17 protein-coding genes are annotated in these 24198 nt (G+C 68.8%); 15 read left to right on the forward strand and 2 right to left on the reverse strand.

Annotated elements, in window-relative coordinates; translation table 11 throughout:
* The first annotated feature begins 57 nt into the window (after positions 1-57).
* Both CLD20_RS11610 and CLD20_RS11615 read left to right on the forward strand, forming a co-directional pair.
* On the forward strand, positions 58-585 hold the full coding sequence (locus CLD20_RS11610) for a hypothetical protein (protein ID WP_224406779.1): 528 nt from the start codon (positions 58-60) through the stop codon (positions 583-585).
* 80 nt (positions 586-665) lie between these two features.
* Positions 666-1121, forward strand: a complete 456-nt coding sequence (locus CLD20_RS11615; RefSeq protein WP_224406780.1) for a secondary thiamine-phosphate synthase enzyme YjbQ — start codon at positions 666-668, stop codon at positions 1119-1121.
* On the opposite strand, the gene CLD20_RS11620 is transcribed toward CLD20_RS11615, so the two are convergent.
* A complete protein-coding gene (locus CLD20_RS11620; RefSeq protein ID WP_224406781.1) occupies positions 1118-2992 on the reverse strand; it encodes a hypothetical protein in 1875 nt (624 codons plus the stop codon). The two genes, CLD20_RS11615 and CLD20_RS11620, sit on opposite strands and share 4 nt — an antisense overlap.
* A 330-nt stretch (positions 2993-3322) precedes the next feature.
* Between CLD20_RS11620 and CLD20_RS11625 the strand changes: the two genes are divergently transcribed.
* Positions 3323-3985, forward strand: coding sequence for a response regulator transcription factor (locus tag CLD20_RS11625; RefSeq protein ID WP_224406782.1), 663 nt, complete (start codon positions 3323-3325; stop codon positions 3983-3985).
* Here CLD20_RS11625 and CLD20_RS11630 read toward each other — a convergent pair whose 3' ends face one another.
* A complete protein-coding gene (locus CLD20_RS11630) occupies positions 3986-7489 on the reverse strand; it encodes a hybrid sensor histidine kinase/response regulator (RefSeq protein ID WP_224406783.1) in 3504 nt (1167 codons plus the stop codon).
* A 430-nt stretch (positions 7490-7919) separates the two neighbouring features.
* On the opposite strand from CLD20_RS11630, the gene urtA reads away from it, so the two are divergent.
* From urtA to hrpB, 12 genes are all read left to right on the forward strand, one after another.
* Positions 7920-9230 (forward strand): urea ABC transporter substrate-binding protein, encoded by a 1311-nt coding sequence (gene urtA, locus CLD20_RS11635; RefSeq protein WP_224406784.1) that lies wholly within the window; start codon positions 7920-7922, stop codon positions 9228-9230.
* A 98-nt stretch (positions 9231-9328) separates the two neighbouring features.
* A complete protein-coding gene (urtB, locus tag CLD20_RS11640) occupies positions 9329-10960 on the forward strand; it encodes an urea ABC transporter permease subunit UrtB (RefSeq protein ID WP_224406785.1) in 1632 nt (543 codons plus the stop codon).
* A complete protein-coding gene (gene urtC, locus CLD20_RS11645) occupies positions 10957-12186 on the forward strand; it encodes an urea ABC transporter permease subunit UrtC (RefSeq protein WP_224406786.1) in 1230 nt (409 codons plus the stop codon). The genes urtB and urtC overlap by 4 nt, the downstream gene beginning before the upstream one ends.
* 9 nt (positions 12187-12195) lie before the next feature.
* Complete coding sequence (gene urtD / locus CLD20_RS11650; protein ID WP_224406787.1) at positions 12196-12945, forward strand: urea ABC transporter ATP-binding protein UrtD; 750 nt, start codon at positions 12196-12198, stop codon at positions 12943-12945.
* Positions 12946-12948: 3 nt separating this feature from the next.
* On the forward strand, positions 12949-13644 hold the full coding sequence (gene urtE / locus CLD20_RS11655; RefSeq protein ID WP_224406788.1) for an urea ABC transporter ATP-binding subunit UrtE: 696 nt from the start codon (positions 12949-12951) through the stop codon (positions 13642-13644).
* Between the two features lie 81 nt (positions 13645-13725).
* A complete protein-coding gene (locus CLD20_RS11660; protein WP_224406789.1) occupies positions 13726-15072 on the forward strand; it encodes an aminotransferase class III-fold pyridoxal phosphate-dependent enzyme in 1347 nt (448 codons plus the stop codon).
* 45 nt (positions 15073-15117) lie between these two features.
* Entirely contained in the window at positions 15118-16026 is a 909-nt protein-coding gene (locus tag CLD20_RS11665) for an SDR family NAD(P)-dependent oxidoreductase (RefSeq protein WP_224406790.1), read from the forward strand.
* 9 nt (positions 16027-16035) lie between these two features.
* Positions 16036-17826 carry a gamma-glutamyltransferase gene (gene ggt, locus CLD20_RS11670; RefSeq protein ID WP_224406791.1) on the forward strand — a complete coding sequence of 597 codons (1791 nt, stop codon included), beginning with the start codon at positions 16036-16038 and terminating at the stop codon, positions 17824-17826.
* Between the two features lie 88 nt (positions 17827-17914).
* Positions 17915-19126 carry an ABC transporter substrate-binding protein gene (locus CLD20_RS11675; RefSeq protein ID WP_224406792.1) on the forward strand — a complete coding sequence of 404 codons (1212 nt, stop codon included), beginning with the start codon at positions 17915-17917 and terminating at the stop codon, positions 19124-19126.
* Between the two features lie 22 nt (positions 19127-19148).
* Positions 19149-20849 (forward strand): ABC transporter permease subunit, encoded by a 1701-nt coding sequence (locus CLD20_RS11680; RefSeq protein WP_224406793.1) that lies wholly within the window; start codon positions 19149-19151, stop codon positions 20847-20849.
* Complete coding sequence (locus CLD20_RS11685; protein ID WP_224406794.1) at positions 20846-21520, forward strand: ATP-binding cassette domain-containing protein; 675 nt, start codon at positions 20846-20848, stop codon at positions 21518-21520. Before CLD20_RS11680 ends, CLD20_RS11685 begins: the two co-directional genes overlap by 4 nt.
* Entirely contained in the window at positions 21517-23991 is a 2475-nt protein-coding gene (gene hrpB / locus CLD20_RS11690; protein ID WP_224406795.1) for an ATP-dependent helicase HrpB, read from the forward strand. Before CLD20_RS11685 ends, hrpB begins: the two co-directional genes overlap by 4 nt.
* Positions 23992-24198 lie beyond the last annotated feature (207 nt).

Below are 24198 nucleotides of genomic sequence, written 5' to 3' on the forward strand. Positions count from 1 at the left end.
TAGCGATGCTGCGGCGCGCGGAAAGCGGCTCGCTGCCACGTTTGCCGGAAAATGCACATGACAGAGGATGCAACCATGCGCCGATTGCTGATGGCCGGGCTCGCCGTCGCCGCCCTTCTCCCGCTCGGGACGGGCGCGGCGCGCGCCGTCGATTTCGTCGAGACGGGCCGCTACGCCTTCGTGCCGGTGGAGGGCGGGGCGCTGCGGCTCGACAAGGAGAGCGGCGAGGTCTCGCGCTGCGCCGACCAGGAAGGGGTCGTTCTGTGCCGCCTCGCGGCGGACGATCGCACCGCCTACCAGGACGAGATCGATCGGCTGGGCGAGCGCCTTGAGGGGCTTGAGACGCGCCTGGACACCCTGGAGAAGGGCGCCGAGGAGAAGCAGACGACCGGAACCGTCGTAGAGCCCGCACCCGAGGCGAAGGATCGTGCCGGGCGTGCTCCGGCGGAGCCGCCCTCGGCAAAGCTTGATCCGCAGGATGAGGCCGAGCTCAACCGTTTCCTCGCCATGACCGACAAGGTCATGCGCCGCTTCTTCGGCATGGTGCAGGAGCTGAAGCGCGATTTCGAGAACGATCGCCTCTAGCTCTAGCCAGCGGCACGCTCGCAGGCAGACTGGCCGCTGCCTGTCTTGCGCCCCTGCGGCAGGCGTGCTCGACTTCGAAGATGAGTGTCAGCTTCGACGATACGCATGAGATTGCCCTTTCCCGCATGGTGAAAGGCACGATGCGCGTGTCGACGGAGGGCGAGGGCTTCACCGACCTCACCCATTCCCTGAAGCGATGGCTGCGCGAGGCGACGGCCCGGGACGGGCTGCTCCTGCTCTTCCTGCGCCACACATCGGCGTCGCTCACCATTCAGGAGAATGCCGATCCGGCCGTGCAGGCCGATCTTCTCACCGCCTTCGACCGGCTCGCCCCGCAGGATATCGGCTACATCCACGGCAGCGAGGGACCGGACGACATGCCCGCCCATATCCGCACCATGCTGACGGAGGTCTCCCTCGCCGTGCCGGTCGAGGCAGGGCGTCTCGCCCTCGGCACCTGGCAGGGCGTTTTCCTGATCGAGCACCGGGCGCGCCCGCACCACCGCTCGATCCAGCTCGTCTATTTCGGCGCCTAGGTTCTGGGCTCGGCCTGGCCGGCTTCTTCCAGCGAGGTGATTTTCAGGCGTGTGCGGCGCCCCCGCTTCAGCGAGATCAGCCGCTCGGGCAGGATCTGCATCACGATGAGCGCCACGAGCGCGGCGAGCACCGCCAGGAAGACGGTGGAGGCCGAAGGGATCCCGACTTCGGCGAGGCCCTGGAACGCGGGAGGCACCCATTCGTCTCCGCTGCCGGCGACGAGGTCGCTGCCGTAATGCTCGGCGACGAAAAGGGCGATCATGGTGACGCTGCCGGCGAGCATGGAAGCGAGCGTCGGCAGCGCTTTTGCTTCGCCCCGCCCGGCGATGAAGAGCACCGGCCCGAGGCCTGCCGCCAGAAGTCCGAGCGCCAGGAAGCCGAGGCCGAGGAGATCCCGGCCGGGCTCGGCCGCCCACAGGGCCGCGAGCGCGATCGCGGCGATCATGCTCGCCCGCGCGGCCAGCAGGCGCTTGCCCATCGGCGCACCGGGCGCGATCAGCTTGTGCTGAAGGTCGTGGCTGACCGTTCCTGTCAGGGCCGCGAGGAGCCCACTGGCGGTCGAAAGAGCGGCCGAAATCGCCCCGACATAAAGAAGCGTGGTGAAGACGAAGAAGAGGTCGCTCCTCTCCGCAAAGCGCATCACCAGCGCGCGGCCGGAGAGGGCGACGTCGGCGAGCGATACGCCTGCGAGAGCGGATTGCCCGCCGCAGGCTGCCGAGATCGCCTCTGGCGAAACCGCTGCCTGGCCGCACAGAAAGAGACCCTGCGCTTCCCCGTGCATGAAGACCCAGTCGGGAAGGGCGGTGAGCGGCACGCCGACGATGTGCTCGATCACGTCGAGAAAGGTAAGGGCCGCATAGGCCGGCGCCGTGACGAGAATGATGCCGACGAACAGGAGCATCCAGCGGCTCGTGCGCCGCGCGCTCGCCACGGAGGGGGCGGTCAGGTAGCGCTCCAGCACATGCGGCAGGGCGAAGGCGAAGAGCGCCGACAGGACGAGCGTTGCGGCAAGGTCGCCGGGCGTAAAGCTGCCGAACAGATCCTCGCGCCGGGCGAGGTTCGCCAGCCCGGGATCGGCCGCGGCGAGCGCGCGCAGCCGCTCCGCCGCCTCCGGAAGGGCGAGTTGCGGGATAGGCCAGCCGAAGCGCTCGGCCGCGACGATGGCGACGGGAGCGAGGAAGGCGACGGTCATGACGAGGTATTGGGCGACCTGCGTCCAGGTGGCGCTGCGCATGCCGCCCGGCACCAGCATCAGGGCAAGGAGCACCGCGGCCGCCGTCACGCTCCATGAGGGTGGCAGGGCGAGCACGCTCGCCGTCAGCTCGCCGATGCCGGCAAGCACCACGGCAAGGAGCATGAAAGAGCCGGCCAGGACGAGGAGCGAGGCGGCAAGCCGGACGGCTCGGCTTTTTGTGCGGATCGCCAGGAAGTCGGCGGTGGTGACGGCCTCCGCCCGGCGCATCGGCCCTGCCAGAAGGAACCCGCCGGCGCCGAGCCCCAATGCGGCGCCGATGGCGAGCGTCCATGCGGCAAGGCCCCAGGCCGCGAAGGTGCCGGCATAGGCAAGGAACCAGGCGCCTGAAAGGAAGGCGGCAGCGGCCGCCATGCCGTTGTAGCCGGCCGGCACCGCCCCGCCCGCGATGAGGAAGCGCTCGGATTGGGTGGTTCCGGCAACGACGCCTATGCACAGATAGGAAGCGAACGCGCCCACGAGGATAATGAGGCCGATCATCGGCTCGGGCGTGCCGAGCTCTTCGAGCGCGATCATCAGGAGCACGAGCCCCGCCAGGACGGCGAGGAAGAAGCCCCAGACGGTCCTGGGATGGGCGGCGAAGGCGTCCGTGGCGATTGAGGGTGGCAGCTGCTTCACGTCCCGGCACTCTCCTTGCCTTGCCGCTTCGGGCGGGCGCATTGTGACGATCCGGCGCCTTCCATGCATGGGGCGGGCGGCCGCGTCCAGAAGTCGCGCCACGTTCCTGAATCCCGGCGCTGCCTGCACCAGGGTTTCGCAAACCGCCCTCTCTCGGGTTAAAAGGCTGCAAGCGAGAGGGGAATTTTGTGTTTCGAAGCCATTCTTTGCGCTTCACCCGGCGCGATATCAGGTTATGAACAGGTCTTATGCAACGCCTTTTTTTTGCCATGCCGGGCGCGACTGCCGCTTTGAAGGTGTTCGCCGGCGCGGATTTCCCAAGGTGACGGTTTGAGCGAGCGGCTGCTTTTCGTCATTGCCGACGATCATCCGCTGTTCCGCAATGCCCTGCGGAACGCGATCCAGGCGGCATTCAAGGATGTGGAGATCGTCGAGGCGGGCACGCTGGACGAGGTCTCCGCGGCGCTCGACCGCATCGGCGAGGCGGACATCGTCCTCTTCGACCTGAAGATGCCGGGCGCGCGCGGCTTTTCCGGCCTCATGTATCTGCGGGGGCAGTATCCGGCGGCGCCCATCTGCATCGTCTCGGCGATGGACGATGCGGCCACGATCCGCAACGCCATCGGCCTCGGCGCCGCCGGCTTCATCTCAAAGTCGGCCTCGCTGGAGACGATCTCCGAGGCGATCCGCGCGGTGCTGCGCGGCGAGAGCTGGGTGCCCTCCGATCTTATCGGCGAGGCGACGGACCGCGAGACCGGCGAGCTTCTGGAGCGGCTGAGAAGCCTCACCCCGCAGCAGGTTCGCGTGCTGATGATGCTCGGCGAAGGGCTGCTCAACAAGCAGATCGCCTACGAGCTCGGCGTCTCGGAAGCGACCGTCAAGGCACATGTCTCCGCGATCCTGCAGAAGCTGGGGGTGGAAAACCGCACCAAGGCCGTGCTCGCGGCCGGCCGCATCGAGGCCGGCGAATGGCGCGGCGCGATCGAGCCGTAGCTATTCCGCCGCCACGTTCGCCGGCGTCCACTGGGTCATCAGCGCCCGCAGCGCCGCCGGCTTCAGCGGCTTGTTGAGAATGCGCACGCCCGCCTTCGCGGCGAGGTTCTTCACCTCTTCCGAGCGGTCCGCCGTGATCAGGATTGCCGGCACCGTGCGCCCGAGCCGCCATCTGAGATCCGTCACCGCCGAAAGCCCGTTTCCCTCGTCCAGGTGATAGTCGACGAGCATCAGGTCGGGCCGTGCCTTCCTGTCTGCGAGGGCTGCCAGCGCCGCCCGGGCGCTGGGCGCGGTGATCGGCGTGCAGCCCCAGCCCGAAAGCAGCGCTTCCATGCCGGAGAGGATCTTCTCGTCGTTGTCGATGCACAGCACCGTCAGGCCTGAAACGGCGCCCGGCGGCGGCGCGGCAACCATGCCCTCGCTCGCTTCGCTGGGGACGGAAATCGCCTGCGGCACGGCGACGGAGAAGTGGGTGCCTCGCCCGACCGCCGATTGCAGCCGCACATCGGCCCCGAGGACGCGGGCCAGCCGCTGCACGATCGAGAGGCCGAGGCCGAGGCCCTGCGCGATGCGCGCCCCCGCGTCGAGACGGCGGAACTCGTGGTAGATGACCTCCTGGTCGGAGAGCGGGATGCCGATGCCGCTGTCGAAGATGTCGATGGAGACGATGCCGCGCCTGCGCCGGCAGCCGACGATGACGCGGCCATGGGCGCAGTACTTGATGGCGTTGGAGACGAGGTTGCGCAAAAGCCGCACCAGCAGCGCCGGATCGCTCGTCACCGACAGGGAGGTCGGCAGAACGCGGAAATCGAGCCCCCTCTCGCGGGCGAGCGGCTCGAACTCCACACGGATCTGGTCGAAGAGCTTCTGTAGCCGGAAGGCGCGGATCTCCGGCGTGATCGCGCCGGTATCGAGGCGCGACAGGTCGAGCACGGCCCGGAAGATTTCCTCCACCGAATCGAGCGAGGTCTCAAGGTCGCGCACCAGTGGCGCCGCCGGCTGGCCCTTGGTGCGCTCCGAAAGCGCCGTCGCGTAGAGCCTTGCTGCATTGAGCGGCTGCAGGATGTCGTGGCCCGCCGCCGCGATGAAGCGCGTCTTGCCGATATTGGCCTCCTCGGCCGCCGCGCTCGCCTTCTTCAGCGCCTCGTTGATGCGCGTCAGCTCCGCCGTGCGCTCCTCCACGCGCTTCTCCAGCGTGAATTTCGCCTGCTCCAGCGCCGCCTTGCTCTCCACCTCCTCCGTCACGTCGGAGAAGGTGAGGGCTACGCCGCCGTCCGACATTCTGCGCGCTTCGACCCGGATCACGCTGTCGCTTGCGGGATGGCGGGCAACGTAAGGTTCGAGCCGCGCCACCAGCGACTGCATGCGCTCGTCGGCGAGCGGCTCCGGATCGCCCTCGCCGAAATAGCCCGTGCGCGCGCTCTGCCGCAGCACGTCGCGCAGCGACACGCCGACCTGGCCGAACTGGACCGGCAGCTGCAGGATCTGCCGGAACGGCCGGTTCCAGGCGATCAGCGCCAGGTCGCGGTCGAAGACGGCGATGCCCTGGCGCATATGGTCGAGGACGCTCTGCAGAAGGTCGCGGTTGTAGTGCAGCGCCTCCGTCGCGTCGTCGAGGAGCTGGTGCGCGGCGCGCGTCGACGGATCGCCCCGGTTGAGCAGCAGCGACATGACGAGCCGCGAGGAGGCCGCGCCGATCGCCGAGGCGAGAAGCTGCTCGGCAAAGCGCACGGCGTGATGGTCGACCGGCGCGCGCAGATTAGCCGGACGCCCGGTGGCGCTCTCCATGTTGGCGAAGGAGCGTTCCGTCCGCTCCTGCCCGAGATAGCGCCCGACGGTCTCCTTGAGGTCGCCGTAGCTGACATTGGTGCGCAGCGGCCGCACCGTCGGCGCCGGCCCGATCTCGGAGGGCACGAAGACCTTCGCCTGCAGCCGCTCGATCGCCTGCGGCGCGCGCGCCATCGAGACGAGCAGCATCGCCGCGCAATTAACGAGAAGGCTCCAGAAGACGCCGTGCGACAGCGGGTCGAGGCGAAGGTGGAACATCTCCTGCGGCCGCAGCACCTCGATGCCGAACGGGCCGGGATCGAGGAAGGCATCGCCGATCAGCCCCGCCTGCACGAAGGTCGGCAACAGCAGCGTATAGGTCCACACGGCAAGCCCGCTCAGCATGCCGGCGATCGCCCCGCGCGCCGTCAGCCGCCGCGAGACGAGCCCGCCGAAGAAGGCCGGGGCGAGCTGCGCCACCGCGGCGAAGGCGAGGAGGCCGATCGAGGCGAGCGCCGCCGTTCCCGCCGCCCGGTAGTAGAGATAGCCGCACAGAAGGATGACGGTGATGGCGATCCGGCGAACCGTCAGGATGAAGCGGGTCATGTCGGGCCGCTCGCTGGCGCGCCGGCGCTTCACATAGGCGGGCAGGACGAGCTCGTTGGAAATCATGATGGCGAGCGCGACCGAGGCGACGATCACCATGGCGGTCGCCGCCGAGAGCCCGCCGAGGAACACGATGAGCGCGATCACCGGAAAATCGGCCCGGTGCGGCAGCTCCAGCACGAAGAGGTCGGCGTCGGCGGAATGGCCGAGGGCGATGAGCCCGGCCATCGCGATCGGCACGACGAAGATGTTGATGGCGACGAGATAGAGCGGAAACAGCCAGCGCGCCCGGTCGAGCTCGGCGAGCGTGTTGTTCTCCACCACGGTGATATGGAACTGCCGCGGCAGGAGGATGGAGGCGGTGAAGGCGATCGCCGTCATCGCCACCCATTCGCCGCCGGCCAGCCCGTTGCGGAACATCTCCGCCACGAGCGGGCTCTCCACCGCCATCTGGTAGAGCTCGCGCGGCCCGCCGAAGAGGAAGAAGACCACGAAGATGCCGGCGAGCAGGAAGGCGAAGAGCTTGACCACCGCTTCCAGCGAGACGGCGAGCATCATGCCGTGCTGGTGCTCCGTCGCGTCGGCGTGCCGCGTACCGAAGAGGATGGCGAAAAGGGCGAGCGCCACGGCGACGATGAGGGCGATGTCGCCGAAAAAGGGAACGCCGCCCACCCGCTCGCCGCCGAGCTCCGGCACCATCGTGGCGACGGTCGCCGCGATCGCCTTCAGCTGCAGTGCCACATAGGGGATGACGCCGATCACCGAGATCAGCGTCGCCACCACCGCCACCGGCTGGCTCTTGCCGTAGCGCGCGCCGAGGAAGTCGGCGACGGAGGTGATGCGCTCCTCCTTCGACAGGGCGACGACCCTTCTGAGGATCGGATAGCCGAAGGTGAACATGAGGATCGGGCCGATATAGATCGGCAGGAAGTCGAGGCCGGAATGGGAGGCGAGCCCCACCGAGCCGAAGAAGGTCCAGGATGTGCAGTAGACCGACAGCGCCAGCGCGTAGAGATTCGGGCGCGCCGAGGCGCCGGTGCGCTTCACCCGCCGGTCGCCGAAGGAGGCAACGGCGAAGAGCGCGCCGATATAGAGAATGGCGGCAGAAACGGCGATCCAGCCGTTCGTCATGTCCCTTCCCTCAGCGCTGGCCCGGCTGCCGGGCGATCATAGTCGCGCTTTTGTGCGCGCGACAGCCCCGCGCCCGGCAAGACCCGCGGCAGTTCTGGAGGCGGCAAGGGATGGCCCGCGCGGGGAAGGGAGGATGTCACGCCGCATCGCCTCTCGGCATGGCGGCGAGGCGCGCAGGCACGCATTCCTGCCTGCGAATGAGGCAATATTAACCAATGCCTAATTTGAAGTCATTTTGAACGAAGACTGCCGTGCATTCGCGCAATCGGCCGTTTGATTGTCGAAATCGTGGCCAGAAAGCAGATCGGCGAATAATGCCCAACCTCACCCAACGGAAGGCCATGTCGTCGGGTTCCGCTCAACATGCGACAGGCTGGCACAGCGTTTGCTGGAATTGTTCCTGTTCAAACAAATCCCCCCGGAGGTGTCCATGTTGAAAGTCAAATCGGTGCTGGCGAGAGGCGCAATTCTCGCCGGGCTCGGCGCAGCCATCCTGGCGCCCGCGCTGACGGCCCCGGCGGCGGCCCAGGAAGAGACGATCAAGGTCGGCATCCTGCACTCGCTCTCCGGCACGATGGCCATCTCCGAGACGACGCTCAAAGACGTCATGATGATGCTCATCGAGCAGCAGAACGAGAAGGGCGGTCTGCTCGGCAAGAAGCTCGAAGCCGTCGTCGTCGACCCCGCCTCCGACTGGCCGCTCTTTGCCGAAAAGGCGCGCGAGCTGATCACCGTGGACAAGGTCGCCGCCGTCTTCGGCTGCTGGACCTCCGTGTCGCGCAAATCGGTCCTGCCGGTCTTCGAGGAACTCGATTCCATCCTCTTCTACCCGGTGCAGTACGAGGGCGAGGAGAGCTCCAAGAACGTCTTTTATACCGGCGCCGCCCCGAACCAGCAGGCGATCCCGGCCGTCGACTACCTGATGAACGAAGAGGGCGTCGAGCGCTGGGTGCTCGCCGGCACCGACTACGTCTATCCGCGCACCACCAACAAGATCCTCGAGCAGTACCTCAAGGACCACGGCGTCGCCGAAGACGACATCATGATCAACTACACGCCCTTCGGCCATTCCGACTGGCAGACGATCGTCTCCGACATCAAGGCCTTCGGCTCGGGGGGCAAGAAGACGGCGGTGGTCTCCACCATCAACGGCGACGCCAACGTGCCGTTCTACAAGGAGCTCGCCAACCAGGGCATCGAGGCGACCGATATCCCGGTCGTCGCCTTCTCCGTGGGTGAGGAAGAGCTGGCCGGCATCGACACGGCCCCGCTCGTCGGCCATCTGGCGGCGTGGAACTACTTCATGTCCGTCGACACCGACGAGAACGCCGACTTCATCGACGCCTGGCACGAGTTCATCGGCAACGAGGACCGCGTGACCAACGACCCGATGGAGGCCCACTACATCGGCTTCAACATGTGGGTGCAGGCGGTCGAGAAGGCGGGCACGACCGATCCCGACAAGGTCATCGACGCCATGGTCGGCGTCGCCGTGCCGAACCTGACCGGTGGCCTCTCCTCCATGGGCGCCAACCACCACATCACCAAGCCGGTGCTGATCGGCGAGATCCAGGACGACGGCCAGTTCTCCGTCGTCTGGGAAACGCCGGGCCTCGTCCTTGGCGACGAGTGGTCGGACTTCCTGCCGGAATCCAAGCCCCTGATCTCCGATTGGCGCGCGCCGCTTTCCTGCGGCAACTTCAACACCGAGACCGGCAAGTGCGGCGGCCAGGGCTCGTGAGCCTCTCCCTCTCCTGAAAGCAAAGATGACAAGGGCCGCGGACGGGTTTCCGCCCGCGGCCATTTCGGCGAATTCTCGCACCAACTTTCGGGGCCACCTTGCTGCGTCTTATCCTGATTGCGTTCCTGTGGCTCGGCGTCTCGCTCGCGCCGGCCAGCGCCCAGACGAATCCCGCCCCGGCTGACCCTGCGGGACCGGACCTTGAGGCTCTCGTGGGCAATCTCGCCAAGGGCAGCTACAGCGACCGCGAGAAGGCGATCGCGGCCCTGGCGGCCACCGGCGAGACGGCGATCGCTCCGGCGCTGCGCGCCCTCGCCGAGGGCGACCTCTACCAGCGCGAAGCCGACGGCCGCATCGTCATCGGCAAGCGCGAAGGCCGCGACTACAAGATCACCGACGCGATCACCGGCGAGGATCTCGGTCTTGCCGGCCGCCGCGAGGTGGAGAAGATCCGCGTCAACAACTCCGTGCGCCGCGCCGTCGACGCCGCGATCGGCTCCCTTACCCTGAGGAGCCCGCGCCCGGACGTGCGCATCTCGGCCGCCAATTCCATCTTCTATACCCAGGACCCCGATTCCCTGGAGGCGCTGGAGGCGGCCCTGGCGGCCGAAGAGAACGCCGATGTGCGCACCGCCATGCAGCGCGCCCGCGCCGCCGCCATCCTGAAATCGGACCGCCCCGACGCCGCCAAGATCGAGGCCGTGCACGACCTCGCCTCCGGCGGGCGCGACGTTCTCGGCGCGCTGAGCGCCGTCGCCGCCGCCTCGGACGGCGAGCTGAAGGCGGCGGCCGAGGAAGCGATCTCCGACGTCCGCCAGAAGCTCGCTCTCTGGGAGGCCGGGCAGAACGTCTGGTACGGCCTGTCGCTCGGCTCCGTGCTGCTCCTCGCCGCCATCGGCCTTGCCATCACCTTCGGCGTCATGGGCGTCATCAACATGGCGCATGGCGAGATGGTGATGCTCGGCGCCTACACGACCTTCGTGGTGCAGGAGACGATCCGCAACAACGCGCCCTGGCTCTTCGACTGGTCGCTCCTCATCGCCCTGCCGCTCGCTTTCCTCGTCGCCGGCTTCGTCGGCTTTCTGATCGAGCGCGGCGTCATCCGCTTCCTCTACGGCCGGCCGCTGGAAACGCTGCTCGCCACCTGGGGCATCTCGCTGATCCTGCAGCAGGCGGTGCGCACCATCTTCGGCCCGACCAACCGCCAGGTCGGCAATCCCTCCTGGATGTCGGGCGCCTTCGATCTCGGCGAGATGACCATCACCTACAACCGCCTGTGGATCATCGTCTTCGCCTTCGCCGTCTTCGCCGTGCTCCTCCTCCTCACCAAGGCGACGAGCTTCGGCCTCCGGATGCGGGCGGTGACGCAGAACCGGCAGATGGCCGCCGCCGTCGGCATCCGCACGCCCTGGATCGACGCGCTCACCTTCGCGCTCGGATCGGGCATCGCCGGCATCGCCGGCGTGGCGCTGTCGCAGATCGACAACGTCTCGCCCAATCTCGGCCAGGGCTACATCATCGACAGCTTCATGGTGGTGGTCTTCGGCGGGGTCGGAAATCTGTGGGGCACGCTCGTCGGCGCCATGAGCCTCGGCGTCCTCAACAAGTTCCTGGAGCCCTATGCCGGCGCCGTGCTCGGCAAGATCCTCGTCCTCGTCTTCATCATCCTCTTCATCCAGAAGCGGCCGCGCGGCCTCTTCGCCCTGCGCGGACGGGCGGTGGAGGCATGATCTTCTCCCGCCTTTACCGCGCCTGGGGCGGCTGGGTGATCTTCGTCGCCGCCCTTCTTTTCGCCGCCGCCGTCTTGGTGCCGGTGGGCAACCTCGTCTACGCGCCGGGCGATGCCCTGCACGTGCCCACCTACATGGTGGCGCTCACCGGCAAGTATCTCGCCTTCGCCATGCTGGCGCTGGCGCTCGACCTCGTCTGGGGCTTCGTCGGCATCCTCTCGCTCGGCCACGGCGCCTTCTTCGCCCTCGGCGGCTACGCCATGGGCATGTATCTGATGCGCCAGATCGGCTCGCGCGGCGTCTACGGCGATCCGGTGCTGCCGGACTTCATGGTCTTCCTCAACTGGAAGGAGCTTCCCTGGTTCTGGTACGGCTTCGACCATTTCTGGTTCGCCGCGATCATGGTCTTCCTGGTGCCGGGGCTCCTCGCCTTCGTCTTCGGCTGGTTCGCCTTCCGCTCGCGCGTCACCGGCGTCTATCTTTCCATCATCACCCAGGCGATGACCTATGCGCTGCTTCTCGCCTTCTTCCGCAACGACATGGGCTTCGGCGGCAATAACGGCCTGACCGACTTCAAGGACATCCTCGGCTTCAACATCCAGGCCAAGGAGACGCGCTCGGCGCTCTTTGCCGTCACGGCGGGCGCGCTGGCGCTCGTCCTCCTGTTCTCCTCCTGGATGGTGCGCTCAAGGTTCGGCAAGGTCATGGTCGCGGTGCGGGACGCGGAAAGCCGCACCCGCTTCCTCGGCTACCGGGTGGAGCATGTAAAACTCTTCGTCTTCACCCTCTCGGCGATGATCGCCGGACTTGCCGGGGCGCTCTACGTGCCGCAGGTCGGCATCATCAATCCGGGCGAATTCGCCCCCGCCAACTCGATCGAGATCGTGGTGTGGACCGCCGTCGGCGGCCGCGGCACGCTGATCGGCCCGATCCTCGGGGCGATCCTCGTCAATCTCGGCAAGAGCTATTTCACCGCCACGGCGCCCGAATTCTGGCTCTTCCTGCTCGGCGGCCTGTTCGTTGCCGTCACGCTCTTCCTGCCGAAGGGCATCGTCGGCACGCTGCGCCACGGCTGGCACGCTTTGTCGGAGCGCCGCAGCTCGGCCGAGGCGGAGGAGGGCGAGGACGCCGAAACCGGCCTGCCGCCGCAGAGCGCGGCGGCCGATGCGGGCGAGGGCGAGCGGCCCGCCGGCGGCCGGGCCGCCCATCCGGCGCCGGCGGAATAGGGGGCGGCGATGAGCACAAAAGCGACCAGCCTTCTTTATCTCGACGGCGTCGAGGTCTCCTTCGACGGCTTCAAGGCGCTGAACAACCTCTCCTTCATCGTCGCGCCCGGCGAGATGCGCGCGATCATCGGCCCGAACGGCGCCGGCAAGACGACGATGATGGACGTCATCACCGGCAAGACGCGCCCCGATGCGGGCGAGGTCTTCTTTTCCGGCGAGGTCGATCTGACCGCCCGCGACGAGGCGGAGATCGCCCGCCTCGGCATCGGCCGGAAATTCCAGAAGCCCACCGTCTTCGACAGCCACACGGTCTGGGACAATCTGGAACTCGCCGTCTCCGGCGCCACCGGCCTCTTCTCCGTGCTGATGACCGGCATCTCCGCGGAGCAGCATGGCCGGCTGGAGGAGATCCTGAAGAAGGTGCGGCTGTGGCCGCGCCGCAGCGACCTCGCCGCGAATCTCTCGCACGGCCAGAAGCAATGGCTGGAGATCGGCATGCTGCTCGCCCAGGACCCGAAGCTGCTTCTGGTCGATGAGCCGGTCGCCGGCATGACCGATGCCGAGACGGTGGAGACGGCGATCCTGTTGCGCGAGATCGCCGAGACCCGCTCTGTCGTCGTCGTGGAGCACGACATGGAATTCGTGCGCGCCCTGGGGGTGAAGGTGACCGTGCTGCACGAGGGCTCGGTGCTGGCCGAGGGCTCGCTCGACCATGTCAGCGCCGATCCGCGCGTCGTCGAAGTCTATCTGGGGCGCTGAGGCATGCTGAAGGTTTCCGAAGTCGATCTCTTCTACGGCGCCGCGCAGGCGCTGCGGAAGGTTTCCGTCACCGCCGCGCCGGGCAAGATCACCTGCGTCCTGGGGCGCAACGGCGTCGGCAAGACGAGCCTTCTGAAGGCGATCGTCGGCCACCATCCGGTCCGCTCCGGCTCCGTCGCCCTCGACGGCAGGGTGCTCGACAGGATGGCGAGCTACGACCGCGCCCGCGCCGGCATCGCCTATGTGCCGCAGGGGCGCGAGATCTTCCCGCTTCTGACCGTGAAGGAGAACCTGGAGACCGCCTTCGCCGCCGCCCCGAAGGGCGAGCGCGACGTGCCCGGCGAGGTCTTCGAGCTCTTCCCGGTGCTGAAGTCGATGCTGGCGCGGCGCGGCGGCGACCTTTCCGGCGGCCAGCAGCAGCAGCTGGCGATCGCCCGCGCGCTGGTCTCGCGGCCGAAGGCGCTCGTCCTCGACGAGCCGACGGAGGGCATCCAGCCGTCGATCATCAAGGATATCGGCCGGGCTATCACCTATCTGAAGGAAAGCGCCGGCCTCGCCATCCTGCTCGTCGAGCAATATCTCGATTTCGCCCGCGAGCTGGCCGACGAGGTGCATGTCATGGACCGCGGCGAGATCGTCTTTTCGGGGCCCGCGGCGAGCCTCGACGAGGACGCCATCCAGCGCCACCTGACGGTGTGAGCCGCGTGCCGCAGGCACCGCGCCCCCTCATGCAAAGAAGTTGAGTTGACGCCGCTTCGGGGCGGGTGCACCTCTATGCTCATGAACGAGCAAACCCCCAAGGTCTTTTCGCGCAACCGGCCGGTCTCGCTGGATCGGCACTGGATGCCCTTCACCGCCAATCGCGACTTCATCGCCTCCCCGCGCCTCATCGCGAGGGCCGAGGGCATGTACTATTACACGCCCGAGGAGCGGGCGGTCCTCGACATGAGCGGGGCGCTGTGGTGCTCCCATCTCGGCCATGGCCGCAAGGAGGTGGGCGAGGCGATCGCGGCGCAGTTCCCGGTGCTCGACTTCGCCCCGAGCTTCGGCTTCGGCCATACGATCTCCTTCGAGCTCGCCGACCGGCTCTCCACCGTCCTGCCGGACGGCATGGGCCATATCCTCTTCACCAATTCCGGCTCTGAATCGGTCGATACGGCGATCAAGATCGCCTACGCCTACCACCATGCGCGGGGCGAGGCGGGCCGCAAGAAGATCATCGCCCGCCAGAAGGCCTATCACGGCGTCGGCTTCGGCGGCGTCTCCGCCGGCGGCCTCACCGCGAACCGGACCGCCTTCGGCGCCTGGCTGCCGGTCGACCATCTGCGCCATACGCATCTGCCGGAAAAGAACGCCTTCACCCGCGGCCTGCCGGAACACGGCGCCGATCTCGCCGAAGAGCTCGCCGAGCTTCTCGCCTTCCACGACCCCTCCACCGTGGCGGCCGTCATCGTCGAGCCGGTCATCGGCGCCGGCGGCGTCTACCTGCCGCCGAAGGGCTATCTGAAGCGCCTGCGCGAAATCTGCGACAAGAACGGCGTCCTCCTGATCTTCGACGAGGTCATCACAGGCTTCGGCCGCCTCGGCTCGGCCTTCGCCTCCATCGAGTTCGACATCAAGCCGGACATCCTGACGATGGCCAAGGGGCTGACCGCCGCCACCGTGCCGATGGGCGCGGTCGCCTCAGCCGACCATGTCTACGACGCGGTGATGCAAGCGGGGCCGGAGGGCGGCGTGGAGCTCTTCCACGGCTACACCTATTCGGCCCACCCGCTCGCCTGCGCCGCCTCGCTCGCATGCCTCGACATCTACGAGCGCGAGGGACTCTTCACCCGCGCCGCCGGCCCGGTCGGCGATGCGCTCGGCGATGCGCTCTTTTCCCTGAAGGACCTGCCGGAGGTCGTCGACATCCGCCATTACGGCCTCGTCGGCGCGGTGGAGTTCCGCCCCGGCGAGAAGCCCGGCAAGCGCGGCCAGGCGATCTTCAAGGCATGCTGGGCCGAGGGGATGATGGTGCGCGCGCTTGGCGATACAATCGCCGTTTCGCCGCCGCTGGTGATCGAGGAAGGCCATATCGGCGAGTTCGCCGACAAGTTCCGCAAGGCGGTTGGCACGGCTCTGGCATAGCGGACGGCGGGCCTGACCGAGGTTAGCCCCCCGAAGGAGGCCGCAATGGAAGACAAGACGATGGAAAAGCCGGGCGTATGCCCGGCCCACCAGGCGGAAGAGGAGCGTCAGCCCCCGGCCGAATGCCCGGCGCATGCCCATGGCAAGGTGGAGCCTGTGCCGGCCGAGGAGGCGCCCAATTCCTGCCCGGTCGACCACACGGCCTTCGCCGGCGAGCAGGGGCTGCGCCCGATCGTCGCCGTCACCGGCGCGAGCCGCGGCATCGGCCATGCCATCGTGCGCAAGTTCTACGACGAGAACTGGGAGGTCTTCACCCTTTCGCGCACGCCCTTTTCCGAGGTCTGCCCCTGGGCGGAAGGCTATGTGCGCCACATCGAGGTCGATCTCTCCGACGCCCGCTCGATCCAGTATGCCATCGACCAGCTCTGCGAGCGCGTCGGCCAGAAGGGCCTGACCGCCCTCGTCAACAATGCCGGCATCTCGCCGAAGGATTCCAAGGGCGGCCGGCTCGGCGCCATGCAGACGCCGCTGGAGATCTGGCGCGACGTCCACATGGTGAACTTCATCGCCCCGGCGGTGCTGGTCCAGGGACTGAAGCAGCCATTGATGCGCGCCGCCGGCTCGGTGGTGAACATCACCTCCATCGCCGGCTTCCGCATCCATCCCTTCGCGGGCGCCGCCTACGCCACCTCCAAGGCGGCGCTCTCGGCGCTGACCCGCGAGATGGCGCACGAGCTCGCCGCGCTCGGCATCCGCGTCAACGCGGTCGCGCCGGGCGAGATCATGACGGCCATCCTCTCTCCGGGCACGGATGAGGTGGTGGAGCGCGAAGTGCCGATGCGGCGCATCGGCGATCCGAAGGAAGTCGCCGAAGTGGTGCACTTCCTCTGTTCGCAGGCCGCCTCCTACGTCATCGGCACGGAGATCAACATCGACGGCGGCCAGCATCTCTAGGCGGGTGCGATGAGGTTGCGGCTTCGCAATCGGAAGAGGCAGCGGCCCGGCGCGGCGGCGCTCGGCGCCGCGCTGTTCCTCGCCTTCGCCCTTCCGGGCGCCGCCCTCGCGCAGGATGTGGCGCGGCCCGCGCCGGAGCGCACCACCCAGATTCGCGGCGATGCCAGGCAGCCGGTCCGCGCGAAGGACTGGATGGTCGTGGCCGCCCATCCGCTGGCGGCCGAAGCGGGCGCCGGGGTGCTACGCAAGGGCGGCAGCGCCATCGACGCCATGGTCGCCGTGCAGCTCGTTCTCGGCCTCGTCGAGCCCCAGTCCTCCGGCCTCGGCGGCGGCGCCTTCCTCCTCTACTGGGATGCCGGGCAAAAGAAGCTGACGAGCCTCGACGGGCGCGAGACCGCGCCCTCGGCCGCAACGCCCGAGCTCTTTCTCGACGACAAGGGCGAGCCGCTGAAGTTCTTCGACGCCGTCATCGGCGGACGCTCCGTCGGCGTTCCCGGCACGCCGCGGCTTCTGGAGGCCGCGCATCGGCGCTGGGGAAAGCTCGCCTGGGCCGAGCTCTTCGAGCCGGCCATCCGCCTTGCCGAGGAGGGCTTTGAGCCGACCCCGCGTCTCGTCACGCTTGCCGGAGAGGCGGCCGAGAGCCTGTCGCGCCAGGAGAGCGCGAAGACCTATTTCGTCGACGCGCTCGGCGCCGCTGTCTCATCCGGCGAGCCGCTGAAGAACCTTGCCTATGCCGAGACGCTGAAGCTCCTGCAGGCGGGCGGCGCCGACGCCTTCTACGCGGGCCCGGTCGCCGAAAGCATCGTCGGCGCGGTCACCCGCTTTGCGGACAATCCCGGCGTCATGCGCCTCCAGGATCTTGCCGGTTACGAGGTGAAGGAGCGCGAGCCGGTCTGCGCCGCCTATCGGGTCTTCAAGGTCTGCGGCATGGGCCCGCCTTCCTCCGGCGGCGTCTCGGTCGGCCAGATTCTCGGCCTTCTCGCGCCTTTCGACCTTGCGGAGCTCAGCCCCGACATGGCCGCGACCTGGCGCCTCATCGGCGATGCGATGCGCCTCGCCTTCGCCGATCGCGGCCGCTATCTCGCCGACACAGATTTCGTTCCCGCGCCGATCAAAGGTCTGCTCGATCCCGATTATCTCGCCGGGCGGGCAAAGCTGCTGGAGGGCGATGGGCGGCTGGAAAACGTCGAGGCCGGCACGCCGGAATGGGACCATGCGCTCAACTTCGCCCCCGATGCGGCGATCGAGTTTCCCTCCACGAGCCATTTCGTCATCGTCGACAGGGACGGCAACATCGTCTCCATGACGACGACGATCGAGAACGGTTTCGGCTCCCGCCTGATGGTGCGCGGCTTCCTCCTCAACAACGAACTGACCGATTTCTCCTTTGCGAGCCACGAGGACGGGGTGTCGGTGGCCAACCGGGTGGAGCCCGGCAAGCGCCCGCGCTCCTCCATGGCCCCGACCATCGTGCTCGAAGATGGCGCTCCGGTTCTGGCGATCGGCTCGCCCGGCGGCAGCCGCATCATTCCCTATGTCGCCGAGGCGCTGATCGCATTCCTCGACTGGGGCATGAATGTCGAGGAGGCCGTCGCCCTGCCGCATGTGGCCAACCGCTTCGGCACCTTCGACCTGGAAGCCGGCACGCGGGCGGAGGACCTGGCGCCCGGGCTCGCCGCGCTCGGCTACGAGGTGAAGGTCACCGACCTCAATTCCGGCCTGCATGCGATCGCCATCGGCCCGGACGGGCTTGCCGGCGGCGCCGATCCGCGCCGCGAGGGCGTTGCGATCGGCGAGTGAAGCAGTGAGGGACAAGGGACCCTCTCACCCTTTTGTTGCTTGCCCGTGAGGCGCATGGCGGGTTGAGAAGGGGCGACAGGAGCCAAACATGATCCGAATCCTTGCCGCCCTTGCCGCGCTCTTCATCACGGCGGCGGCCCATGCCGAGACACCCGACCCCGCCGACTGGGACGCGGTGCTGAAAGAAGCCAGGGGCGAGACGGTCTATTTCCACGCCTGGGGCGGCGAGCCGCGCATCAACGCCTATATCGCCTGGGCGGGCGAGGAGACGGCCAAACGATTCGGGGTGAAGCTCGTCCATGTGAAGGTCGCCGACACCGCTGAGGTCGTCTCCAAGATCGTCGCCGAAAAGGCCGCCGGGCGCGAGGAAAAGGGCACGGTCGATCTGGTCTGGATCAACGGCGAGAACTTTGTCGCGCTGAAAGAGGCCGGGCTCCTGCTGGACCGCCCCTGGGCCACCCGCCTGCCCAGCTATGCCTATGTCGACGTCACAGGAAAGCCGACGGTGACGACCGATTTCACCGTCCCGACCGACGGGCTGGAAGCGCCCTGGGGCATGGCGAAGCTCGTCTTCTTCTACGATACGGCGCGGCTTCAGGACCCGCCGAAATCCATGCCTGCGCTGCTTCGATGGGCGAAGAAGCATCCCGGCCGCTTCACCTACCCCCAGCCGCCGGACTTCCTCGGCTCCACCTTCCTGAAGCAGGCGCTCTATGAGTTCGCGCCCGATCCGGAGGTGCTGCAGGCGCCGGCGAGCGATGCTTCCTTCGAAAAGGAGACCGCGCCGCTCTTTGCCTTTCTCGACGAGCTGCACCCGCTTCTGTGGCGCTCGGGCCGCGCCTTCCCGCAGAATTACGGGGCGATGCGCCGGCTGCTCGCCGATGGCGAGGTCGATATCACCTTCGCCTTCAATCCGTCCGACGCCTCCTCCGCCATCGCCAACGGGGAATTGCCGGCCAGCGTGCGCAGCTACGTGCCGGAAGACGGCTCGATCGCCAATTCCCATTTCCTGGCGGTCCCCTTCAACGCCAGCGCCAAGGCGGGCGCGATGGTCGTGGCGAACTTCCTGATGTCGCCGGAGGCGCAGGCGCGAAAACAGGACCCCGATGTCTGGGGCGATCCGACCGTGCTCGACGTCGCCGCCCTGCCGGAGGAAGAACGCGCCCGCTTCGAGGCGCTCGATCTCGGCATCGCGACATTGCCGCCGGAGGAACTCGGCAAGGCGCTGCCGGAGCCGCATGCGAGCTGGATGGAGCGGCTGGAGCGGCAATGGGCGCGCCGCTACGGTGCCGGGCAGTAGGAGAAAAGACGGGGAAGGCTTCGTGCCGAGACGGCGCTCGCGCCTCGTTCTGTTTCCGGCGGCGATCTTCACGCTGCTGATCGGCCCGGTCGCGGCCGGTCTTGCCGGCGCGGCGTTGCCGGCCTTCGGCTACCTGCCGGTGATCGGGCTCGACCATGTCTCGCTGGAGCCTTTTGCGGCGCTCTTTGCCATGCCAGGCATCCTCCGTTCCTGTCTCCTCAGCCTCTGGACGGGGCTCGGCACGACCTTTCTCGCCTTCGCCGTCGTCACGGCCTTTCTCGCCGGCTGGCACGGCACGCGGCTTTTCGGCTGGCTCCAGCGCCTCGTCTCGCCGCTCCTGTCCGTGCCGCATGCCGCGACCGCCTTCGGCCTCGCCTTCCTGATCGCCCCTTCCGGCCTTCTCCTGCGGCTCGTCTCGCCATGGGCAACGGGCATGGAGCGCCCGCCCGACTGGTTGATCGTCCACGATCCGGCCGGCCTTTCGATGATGGCGGGCCTCGTGGTGAAGGAAATCCCGTTCCTCTTCCTGATGGCGCTCGCCGCCCTGCCGCAGGTCGAGGCGGTGCCGCGCATGCGGGCGGCCCGCGCCCTCGGCTACGGCCGCATGGCCGCCTTCTATCTCTCCGTCCTGCCAGGCCTTTACCGCCAGCTCCGCCTGCCGGTCTTCGCCGTCATCGCCTACGCTAGCTCCGTCGTCGACGTGGCGCTGATCCTCGGGCCGACCCTGCCGGCGCCGCTCGCCGTGCGCATCCTCACCTGGCAGGCCGATCCGGATCTTTCCTACCGCAGCCTCGCCGCGGCCGGCGCGCTGGTGCAGCTCGTCGTGACGGGGGCGGCGATCCTCGCCTGGTGGCTCCTGGAAAAGCTTGCCGCCCGCCTCGGCCTTGCCGCCATCTCGGCCGGCCGGCGTTTTTCCCGCGATCGGGCACCGCGCCTGCTTGCCGCCGGCGCCATGTCGCTCGCCGCCTTTCTCGTCCTTGCCGGCATCGCAGCTCTCGCGCTCTGGTCCTTTGCCGGCCTCTGGGCCTTTCCTGGCCTCATGCCGGGCCGTTTCACGCTTTCCGCCTGGATGCGCCTCTCCGGCGCGCTGACGGTGCCGCTGACCAACGCGCTCCTCGTCGCCGCCGCTTCCGCCGCGGGTGCCGTCGTGCTGGCGCTGGGCGCGCTCGAATACGAGGTGCGGGCCGGCGCGACGCCGACGGTGCGGGCGCTCGTCGCGCTCTACCTGCCGCTGCTGGTGCCGCAGATCGCCTTCCTTTTCGGCCTCGACATCCTCTTCATCCGGCTCGGCTTCGACGGCATGCTGTTCGCCGTCATCCTCGTCCATCTCGTCTTCGTCTTTCCCTATGTGCTCCTGTCGCTCGCCGATCCGTGGCGCGCCTTCGATCCGCGCTATGCGCGCATCGCCGCGAGCCTCGGCCGGGGGGCCGACGCCATCTTCTGGCGCATCCGCCTGCCGATGCTCGCCCGCCCGGTCGCCACGGCCGCTGCGCTCGGCTTTGCCGTCTCCATCGCGCTCTACCTGCCGACGCTTCTGATCGGCGCCGGGCGCTGGCCGACGGTGACGACGGAGGCGGTGGCGCTTTCGGCGGGCGGCGATCCGCGCGCCATCGGCGCGACGGCCCTCGTTCAGGCGCTGCTGCCCTTCGCCGGCTTCGCGCTCGCCGCCCTGCTGCCGGCCTTGCTTTTCCGCCGCCGCGCCGCCATGCGTGCGGCCGCATGAGCGCAAAAAGCGAGAAGGGGCTTCATCTTCACCGGGTGGCGATCGGCCTTGCCGGGCGGCGCCTGCTTGCCCTCGACCGGCTGATTTCGCCCGGCGAGGTGCTGACGGTGATGGGGCCCTCCGGCTCGGGAAAATCGACGCTGCTCGCCTTCGTCGCCGGCTTCCTCGATCCGGTCTTTGCGGCCGAGGGCAAGGTGCTGATCGACGGCGAGGACGTGACGGGACTGGCCGCCGAGGAGCGCCGGCTCGGCCTCCTCTTCCAGGACCCGCTGCTCTTTCCCCATCTTTCCGTCGGCGCCAACCTCCTCTTCGGCCTCGATCCGGCGCGCGCCGGCCGCGCCGAGAGGCGGCGGGCCGTGGAGGCGGCGCTCGCCGAGGTCGGCATGGAGGGCTTCTTCCCGCGCGATCCGGCGACGCTTTCCGGCGGCCAGAAGGCGCGCATCGCGCTCCTGCGCACGCTGCTCGCCCGCCCGCGGGCGCTCCTCCTCGACGAGCCGTTTTCCAGGCTCGACGCGGAGCTGAAGGGCCAGGTGCGAGACCTCGTCTTCGAAGAGGCGGCAAAGCGCGGCCTGCCGGTGCTCCTCGTCACCCACGATCCGGCCGATGCCGAGGCCGCCGGCGGACCGGTGATCGATCTGGCGCGCGGCGGGCAGGGGGGCGGGAAGGGATGAGCGGCCCGCTTCCGGTCGAGGAGGCGCTGCCGGCGCTCTTTGCCGCGCTGGAAGAGAAGGGCGCGGCCGTCCTCATCGCCCCGACGGGGGCCGGCAAGACCACCCGAGTGCCGCTGGCGCTGCTGGAATCCGGCATGCTAACCGGCGAGGACAGGATCGTCGTCGTGGAGCCGCGCCGGCTCGCCGCCCGCGCCGCCGCCGCCCGCATGGCCAGGGAGCGCGGCGAGGAGGTCGGCAAAACGGTCGGCTACCGCGTGCGGATGGAGGCGCGCGTTTCACGGCAAACCCGCATCGAGCTCGTCACCGCCGGCGTCTTCCTCAGGATGATCGGCGAGGACCCTGAGCTCTCCGGCATCGGCGCGATCCTCTTCGACGAGGTGCATGAGCGCTCGCTCGACGCCGATCTCGCCATGGCGCTCGCCCTCGACGCGCGCGCCGGCCTGCGGCCCGATCTGAAGCTGGCGGCGATGTCGGCGACGGTGGACGGGGCGCGCTTTGCCGCCCTTCTCGGCGATGCGCCGGTGGTGGAAAGCGCCGGCCGGCTCTTTCCCGTCGACACGCGTTATCTCGGCTCCGAGCCGGGAAGGCGGATCGAGGAGCGCATGGCCCGGGCCATCGCCCGGGCGCTTGCCGAGGAGGAGGGGAGCCTGCTTGCCTTCCTGCCGGGCCAGGGCGAGATCCGCCGGCTCGCCGAACGGCTCGCGCCGGCGCTGCCGCAGGGCGCCGAGCTCGCTCCGCTCTATGGCGCGATGGAGTTGAAAGATCAGGACCGGGCGATCCGCCCCGCCCCGGCCGGGCGCCGGAAGATCGTCCTCGCCACCTCCATCGCCGAGACCTCGCTCACCATCGAGGGCGTCAACATCGTCGTCGACAGCGGCCTGACGCGCCGGCCGCACTACGATCCGGGCTCCGGCCTGACGCGGCTTGAGACCGTGCGCGTCTCGCGCGCCGCCGCCGACCAGAGGAAGGGAAGGGCGGGGCGCACGGCGCCCGGTGTCTGCTACCGGCTCTGGGACGAGCCGCAGAATGCCGGCCTTGCCCCCTTCGACCGGCCGGAGATCCTGGAAGCGGAGCTGTCCGCCCTGGCGCTGGCGCTGCTCTCCTGGGGCGTCACCGACCCGGCGGCACTCGCCTGGCTCGACCCGCCGCCCGCCGCCGCCTTCGCCGAGGCCAAAGAGCTTCTCTCCCGCCTCGGCGCGCTCGACGCGAAGGGGCTTTTGACGGCGCATGGCCGGGCGCTCGCTTCCTTCCCCCTGGCGCCGAGGCTCGCCCACATGATCATCGCCGCCGCCGCGCGGGGCGCGGAGGATGCGGCGGCGGAGATCGCCGCTCTCGTCTCCGAGCCGGGCCTTGCCGGCCGCGACAGCGATCTCAGGCACCGGCTCGAGACGTTTCGCGCCGCCCGCTCCGGCCGCATCGCCAAGGCGCGGCAGGCGGCGAAGGGCTGGGCGAGGCTCGGGCGAGAGGCTGCGGGCAGGAGCCGGGAGGGCAGGGGCGGCGAGGACGGCCCCGCCTCGCCCGGCGCGCTGGTTGCCCTGGCCTTTCCCGAAAGGGTGGCGAAGTCGCGCGGCCCCGGCGGCCGCTTCCTCATGGCGAGCGGCCGCGGCGCCTATTGCGAGGAGGCCGATCCGCTGGCCGGCGAGCCGTTCCTGGCCGTCGCCGAGCTCTCGGGCGGCGGCGCCGATTCCCGCATTCTCCTCGCCGCGCCGCTCGAAAGGGCCGAGATCGAGGCGGCGCTGCCGCTCGCCGAGGCCGAGGAGCTTTCCTACGACGCGGCGGCCGACCGGATCGTCGCAAGGCGCGTGCGCCGGCTCGGCGCCATCGAGCTTTCGGCCGAAAGGCTCGCCCGGTTCGACCGGGAAAAGGCCGCCGCGCTGCTGACCGACGCCGCCCTCGCACGGGGCGTCGAAAGCCTGCCCTGGCCGGATGAGACGCTGAGCCTGCGCGCCCGCATCGCCTTCCTGCGCCGGCATGAGGGAGAGGCCTGGCCCGACCTTTCGGACGAAGCGCTCTCAGACCGCGCCGGCGAATGGCTGACGCCGGCCCTTTCGGCGAAGAAGGCGCTCGCCGATCTTCGCCCGGGCGAACTCAAGAACGCGCTCGCCGCCCTGCTGCCCTGGGCGAAGATGGCCGATCTCGACCGCCTCGCCCCGGCGGAATTTGCCGCGCCCTCCGGCCGGCGCCTTGCGATCGACTATGCCGGCGGCGAGCCGACGGTCGCGGTCTCGCCGCAGAACCTCTTCTCGCTGGCGGAGCATCCGGCCGTGCTGGCCGGCAGGGTGCCGCTGACCTTCTCCCTGCTTTCTCCCGCCGGGCGGCCGATCCAGCTGACGCGCGACCTGCCCGGCTTCTGGCGCGGCTCCTGGCGCGAGGTGCGGGCCGAGATGCGCGGCCGCTATCCCAAGCACGACTGGCCCGAGGACCCGGTTTCGGCGACGCCCGCGACGGGCGCGAAACGCCGGAAGGCGTGAGCTCCCCGACACCTGTCTTCGCCCGACCTCCGCCCGCCCATGGCCGGCGTGACGACAGACGGGACGAGGTGGAACCGGATCGATCTGGTTTGAAACCAATTGGCTCCGATGCCCAACGAATGCGGATTCCTGCCCGACGAGAAGAACTGGTGCGCCGGCGATTTTCGTCCCCCTCCCCCTTGTGGGGAGGGGACAGGGGTAGGGGAC

This window comes from Afifella sp. IM 167, assembly GCF_020144925.1.
GTDB lineage: Bacteria > Pseudomonadota > Alphaproteobacteria > Rhizobiales > Afifellaceae > Afifella.

What these genes read in the sequence shown, in the direction of transcription:
- urtC (WP_224406786.1), top strand. Translation starts at nt 10,957, where the DNA reads ATGATCTTCTCCCGCCTTTACCGCGCCTGGGGCGGCTGGGTGATCTTC.
- CLD20_RS11615 (WP_224406780.1), top strand. Translation starts at nt 666, where the DNA reads ATGAGTGTCAGCTTCGACGATACGCATGAGATTGCCCTTTCCCGCATG.
- CLD20_RS11660 (WP_224406789.1), top strand. Translation starts at nt 13,726, where the DNA reads ATGAACGAGCAAACCCCCAAGGTCTTTTCGCGCAACCGGCCGGTCTCG.
- hrpB (WP_224406795.1), top strand. Translation starts at nt 21,517, where the DNA reads ATGAGCGGCCCGCTTCCGGTCGAGGAGGCGCTGCCGGCGCTCTTTGCC.
- urtE (WP_224406788.1), top strand. Translation starts at nt 12,949, where the DNA reads ATGCTGAAGGTTTCCGAAGTCGATCTCTTCTACGGCGCCGCGCAGGCG.
- urtD (WP_224406787.1), top strand. Translation starts at nt 12,196, where the DNA reads ATGAGCACAAAAGCGACCAGCCTTCTTTATCTCGACGGCGTCGAGGTC.
- CLD20_RS11675 (WP_224406792.1), top strand. Translation starts at nt 17,915, where the DNA reads ATGATCCGAATCCTTGCCGCCCTTGCCGCGCTCTTCATCACGGCGGCG.
- CLD20_RS11665 (WP_224406790.1), top strand. Translation starts at nt 15,118, where the DNA reads ATGGAAGACAAGACGATGGAAAAGCCGGGCGTATGCCCGGCCCACCAG.
- CLD20_RS11630 (WP_224406783.1), bottom strand. Translation starts at nt 7,489, where the DNA reads ATGACGAACGGCTGGATCGCCGTTTCTGCCGCCATTCTCTATATCGGC.
- urtA (WP_224406784.1), top strand. Translation starts at nt 7,920, where the DNA reads ATGTTGAAAGTCAAATCGGTGCTGGCGAGAGGCGCAATTCTCGCCGGG.
- CLD20_RS11685 (WP_224406794.1), top strand. Translation starts at nt 20,846, where the DNA reads ATGAGCGCAAAAAGCGAGAAGGGGCTTCATCTTCACCGGGTGGCGATC.
- CLD20_RS11610 (WP_224406779.1), top strand. Translation starts at nt 58, where the DNA reads ATGACAGAGGATGCAACCATGCGCCGATTGCTGATGGCCGGGCTCGCC.
- ggt (WP_224406791.1), top strand. Translation starts at nt 16,036, where the DNA reads ATGAGGTTGCGGCTTCGCAATCGGAAGAGGCAGCGGCCCGGCGCGGCG.